The sequence below is a fragment of the Bradyrhizobium sp. CCH5-F6 genome (assembly GCF_001556045.1).
In the GTDB taxonomy this organism is placed as follows: domain Bacteria; phylum Pseudomonadota; class Alphaproteobacteria; order Rhizobiales; family Xanthobacteraceae; genus Bradyrhizobium.
Genome location: NZ_LSIC01000090.1, coordinates 1 through 5,063 on the forward strand (window position 1 = coordinate 1; position 5,063 = coordinate 5,063).

4 protein-coding genes and 2 pseudogenes are annotated in these 5,063 nt (G+C 59.0%); 4 read left to right on the forward strand and 2 right to left on the reverse strand.

Annotation, left to right across the window (positions count from 1 at the left end):
* A pseudogene (locus AX729_RS41660) lies at positions 1–148 on the reverse strand (enolase C-terminal domain-like protein); the annotation flags it as partial.
* A 2-nt stretch (positions 149–150) separates the two neighbouring features.
* Positions 151–413: pseudogene (locus tag AX729_RS39680) on the reverse strand (NUDIX domain-containing protein); the annotation flags it as partial.
* A 253-nt stretch (positions 414–666) separates the two neighbouring features.
* Here AX729_RS39680 and AX729_RS16100 point away from each other — a divergent pair.
* From AX729_RS16100 to AX729_RS40920, 4 genes are all read left to right on the forward strand, one after another.
* Positions 667–3,204 (forward strand): arylsulfatase, encoded by a 2,538-nt coding sequence (locus tag AX729_RS16100; RefSeq protein WP_061024691.1) that lies wholly within the window; start codon positions 667–669, stop codon positions 3,202–3,204.
* Positions 3,201–3,554 (forward strand): hypothetical protein, encoded by a 354-nt coding sequence (locus tag AX729_RS16105; RefSeq protein ID WP_061024693.1) that lies wholly within the window; start codon positions 3,201–3,203, stop codon positions 3,552–3,554. Before AX729_RS16100 ends, AX729_RS16105 begins: the two co-directional genes overlap by 4 nt.
* Positions 3,555–3,616: 62 nt before the next feature.
* The gene (locus AX729_RS16110; protein ID WP_061024695.1) at positions 3,617–4,726 is read left to right on the forward strand and encodes an HlyD family secretion protein; all 1,110 of its coding nucleotides are present in this window, start codon (positions 3,617–3,619) and stop codon (positions 4,724–4,726) included.
* Positions 4,727–4,809: 83 nt separating this feature from the next.
* Positions 4,810–5,063: hypothetical protein (locus tag AX729_RS40920; RefSeq protein ID WP_210183196.1), on the forward strand; the 254-nt coding region annotated here is incomplete at its 3' end.

Here is a 5,063-nt window from a genome sequence, read left to right on the forward strand (position 1 = left end):
AGATCCCCCGCGCATCCGGCCGGCCGACACGGATTTTGGCAGCCTGGAAGCCCTCGGCCAGCAGCTTGTGGGCTTCCTCGACCGCAGCGCCGGCCGGCATGATTCCGAGCCCTTTCGAATTGTAGGCCTTGACCGGCTTCGGCGCGCCGCTCCGGTTGCTCCCTCGTGGACGAAGATGTTCTCCAGCATCAACGGCTCGCCCTTGAGGATGACGTCGATGCCGAGCTCTTCGTTGAATTCACGCACCAAGGCAGCCCGCCAGCTTTCGCCGAACTCGATCTCGCCACCGAGCGGCCGCACGCCCTTGATCCCGCCTGCATCGTCGCGGACCTCGGCCGCGAGCAGTCGTCCGTCTCGCCAGTGCAGGCCGATCGCGACGACGCGGATATGAGCAAGGGGCGCCATGTGGTCATGGAGCACCGTTAGGGCGTGTACTCATGAATGACAATGTCGGCTTCTCATGGCTGAGCGGAAATAGTCTGATCGGTTGAGTGTTGCCGCTAGTGATCCAACTCGGACATCTCACGGCTCCTTAGCTCTTTAAGCATCTCTACCGCATCGTTAGCGGTGAGGAAGATTGACCTGTGTCAACTCGCGGCTCCCACAATGCAGCAACACTAACCTTTTGGCTTTGACAAGTGCCTCTTTTCAACGGGAGTCTTCGCCATGAAAATCAGCCTGAGCACGCTCGCGGGCGCAAGTCTTCTCGCCCTGAGTAGCTTCCCCGCATTGGCGCAGCAGGTCACCGGCGTGCCAGGGTCACCTGGCGCGACCACCACGATCGACGGAAAACAACTTCCGCCCCCCGAGCCGAATTTTGGCGGAGTGATCAAGGAGAAGGCTTCGGAGTCAACGTCCTGGTGGGCTCCGCGTGTCGTACCGCCCAAGGGTGCTCCCAATGTGCTGCTCATTATGACCGACGATGCAGGCTTCGGTGCGCCGGGCACGTTTGGCGGAGTGGTCCCTACACCGGCGCTCGACCGCATCGCCGCGCAAGGGCTGCGCTACACTAATTTTCACTCCACGGCGCTCTGCTCGCCGACGCGGGCGGCAATCATCACGGGACGCAACCATCACTCAGTGGGTACAGGCGTGGTGGGCGAACTGGCAACAGGGTTTCCAGGCTACGACACAATCATCCCAATTGACAAAGGCACCATCGGCACGATCCTGAAGGAAAACGGGTACGCGACGTCGTGGTTCGGCAAGGACCACAACACACCTTCGTTCCAGTCGAGCCAAGCCGGGCCGTTCAATCAGTGGCCCAACGGCATGGGTTTCGAATACTTTTATGGTTTCGTCGGCGGCGACGCCAGCCAGTGGCAACCCAATCTGTTCCGCAACACGACGGCAATCTATCCGTTTCAGGGCAATCCCGACTGGAATCTGACAACCGCGATGGCGGACGATGCCATCCAGTACATGAAGCAGCTCAAAGAGATCGCGCCCGACAAGCCGTTCTTTGTCTATTACGTCCCTGGCGGGACGCACGCCCCGCATCATCCGACGCCGGAGTGGATCAAGAAGATCGGCGACATGCACCTGTTCGATGAAGGCTGGAACAAGCTGCGTGAAACGATCTTTGCCAATCAGAAGCGGCTGGGCATCATGCCCGACTACGCCAAGCTGACGCCGTGGCCGAAAGAACTGCCGCAGTGGGATTCCATCAGTGACGTGGAGAAGAAGCTCTTCATCAAGCAGGCCGATGTCTATGGCGCTTACCTCGCCTATACCGACAACGAAATCGGTCGAGTCATCCAGGCCGTCGAAGACCTCGGCCAACTCGACAACACCCTGATCATTTACATCAGCGGCGATAACGGTGCGAGCGCGGAAGGTATGCTCAAGGGCACGCCGAATGAGTTCACCACCTTCAACGGCGTCCCGGTGCCGGTGAAGGCGCAGTACCTCTGGTACCCGTTCTGGGGTTCGGACAAGACGTTCCCGCACTTTGCCGCGCCGTGGGCGTGGGCGATGAGCACACCGTTCAAGTGGGTGAAGCAGGTGCCGTCGCACTTTGGCGGTACGGCTCAGGGAATGGCCATATCCTGGCCGGGCCACATCAATGACGTTGGCGGCATCCGCCGCCAGTTCCACCACGTTATCGACGTCGTTCCCACCATCCTCGAAGCGACTGGCATTTCCCAGCCCGAGATCGTCAACGGCATCAAGCAAAGTCCCATCGAAGGCGTGAGCATTGCGTACACGTGGGATAAGGCGAACGCCAACGCCCCAACCCGACACCCGACGCAATATTTCGAGATGCTCGGCAATCGCGGCATTTATCACGAGGGATGGATGGCCTCGACCACGCCGGTAACCCTACCTTGGGAGCTGAGTAGCGCCCCGCCGCCGGATGTACTCACCGGGTACAAGTGGGAGCTTTATAACGTTCAGGAGGATCCCACCCAGTTCAACGACCTTGCCGCCGCGATGCCGGACAAAGTCAAAGAGATGCAGGCCCTCTTCGATTCCGAGGCGAAGAAGTACAATGTTCTGCCGCTCGACAACACGACGCTCCCGCGCTGGAATGCGTCGCGCCCGAGCCTAACGGCGGGACGCACAGTCTTCACTTATTCGGGCGAACTGAGCGGCGTGCCCGCTAGCGCAGCTCCGAGCATCCTCAACAAGTCCTACACCATCACCGCGGAGGTCGAGATTCCCAAGGGCGGCGCTGAAGGCATGATCGTCACGGAAGGCGGACGCTTCGGCGGCTACGGGCTTTTCTTAAGTAAGGGCGTGGCAGGCTTTCGTTCGGGCAAGCCCGTGTTCCTCTACAACCTGCTCAACCTCAAGCGCACGATCTGGTCGGGGCCAGAGCTGGGTGCCGGCAAGCACACCATCGTCTTCGACTTCAAGTCCGATGGCCCAGGCCTGGGCAAGGGCGGCACGGGCGTGCTCCTCGTGGACGGCAAGGAAGTGGACCGGAAGACCATCGAACACGGCACACCAGTCACATTCCCGGAGGACGAGACCTTCGATGTCGGCATGGACACCCGCTCAGGCGTCGCGATGATCGAGCATCGCTACGATCCTCCGTTTAAGTTCACCGGCAAGATCAACAAACTGACGTTTAAACTCGAACCGGAGCTCAAGGACCCGGCGCAGGGAAAAGCCGAACTCGGAGCTACGCCAGCGCCCGAGCCTGATCCTATTGAAGAGCCGAAGGCCAAGAAAACAGGCACGAACGCCGGCAAACGATGAAAAGCGCGCTGGCATTCGCGGCCATCAGCGAGGCCGTCACCGGATTGGTACTGCTGATCGCTCCCTCGCTGGTCGGCCAGTTGTTGCTCGGTGAGCAACTTGCTGGCATCGCCATACCGATTGCGCGCGTATGCGGCATCGCCCTGGTTGCCTTGGGGATCGCTTGCTGGCCGGGTCCGCCGCGCGTTGGCATGTTGGCCTACAGCGTGCTTGTCACGCTGTATCTTGCCTACCTCGGCTTTGTAGGTGGTTTGTCCGGCGTCCTTTTATGGCCGGCGGTCATCCTTCATGTAATCCTGACCGCGCTATTGACTCGGGATGTTGCGCGAATGCGGTACGAGCCGGGTTAGTGAGTTGACCATCACGCGCTGCGCAAAGCGGGCGTGCGACTACGATCACGGAGAGCGAAGCAATGCTGATCATCGTGTGTCTCTACCTGGCTTTGGTGTGGCTTGTGTTTTCGAAACTCAAGCTGCTCAAATGGGGCTGGGGCCCGGGCTCCGTCACAGTGCTGGTAGGCGCATCCATTGTCGCGGTCTTCATGGCGCTGTTCAATTACCTGACCCCATCTGGCAGCCTGACTGTTATCTCTAGAGTCGTAGAGGTCACACCAAACGTCTCTGGACAGGTCGTGTCGATTCCGGTCAAGACCAACGTTCCGGTAAAAGCCAGAACCGTTCTCTTCCAGATTGACCAGTCGCCTTTTCAAACAAAGGTGAAGCAGCTCGATGCATCCTTTGCCCAGGCCAAGCAACAGGCCAAGCAACTCGTTTCGAACTATGAACAGGCCACCGCCAATGTCGAGGGTTTGACGGCACAGCTTGCGTACAATCAAAAGCGAATGTCCGATATCGAGAAGCTGACTGGAGAACAGGCCCAGTCGGTATTCAAAATGCAGGACACCCAGGTTCAATACGAAACGGTGAATTACCAGCTGCAGGCAGCCAAGGCGGCGCAGGTTACGGCCAAACTCGCGATGGATTCGGAAATCGGCGGTGTAAACACGACCGTTGCTCAAATCGAGGCGCAGCTCGAAAACGCGAAGTGGGAGCTGGAGCAGACAACCGTTCGTGCTCCAAACGATGGCGTCGTAACGATCATGGCGTTGGCCGTGGGTGATCGCGCTCTGCAGTCGCGTGCGGCTCTGTCATTTATCGTCACGGATGACATCACGCTTATCGGAATGTTTCCGCCGAATGGTTTTGAAACAGTCAAACCCGATGCCGCCGTGAAAATTGTGTTCGACAATCACCCCGGCCGCATTTTTCACGCCCAGATAATCGGTATACCCCCTGGGGTAGGTGAAGGTCAGATCGCAGTCTCTGGAACGCTTGCTCGTGTCGGCTCGATTGGCGGAGCCAAGGTCTATCCCGCCGTGATCTCAATTCCAGAGGGGATCGACAGGGCGCAGTTGAGAGTAGGCATGCCCGGGACCGCAACCGTCTTTTCGGAGAAGGCCGGTGCTATTGGGTTGCTGATGTCTATCATTGTGTGGATTAGTTCATACGCCGCGTATTTGTGATAGAGCCGATGGCAGCTGTTGGCCCTTCGGTGACCTCCGACGATTTCCGCTCTGGTGCCGCTGTTGAAGAATAAGCGGACATCATGCGCAGGATCGAGCGCCTCATTTATGAGTACACGCCCTGGTTCGTATCGCTTGCTCTCGGAGTGCGGTTGAATGTCGCCGGTGCCCTTCCTCCCTCATTGCGTGCGCAGCGAAGCAATCTGGAGTTTTTGTCGTCTCGAGGGCTCCTCGCAATGTCGGTGTTGAGAGAGCCGCGCTCGCGATCACGCCACCAGGTATTTTTTCACCGCCGCCTCGTCCCATTCGATCCCGTTGCCGGGCTCCTCGCTTGGCA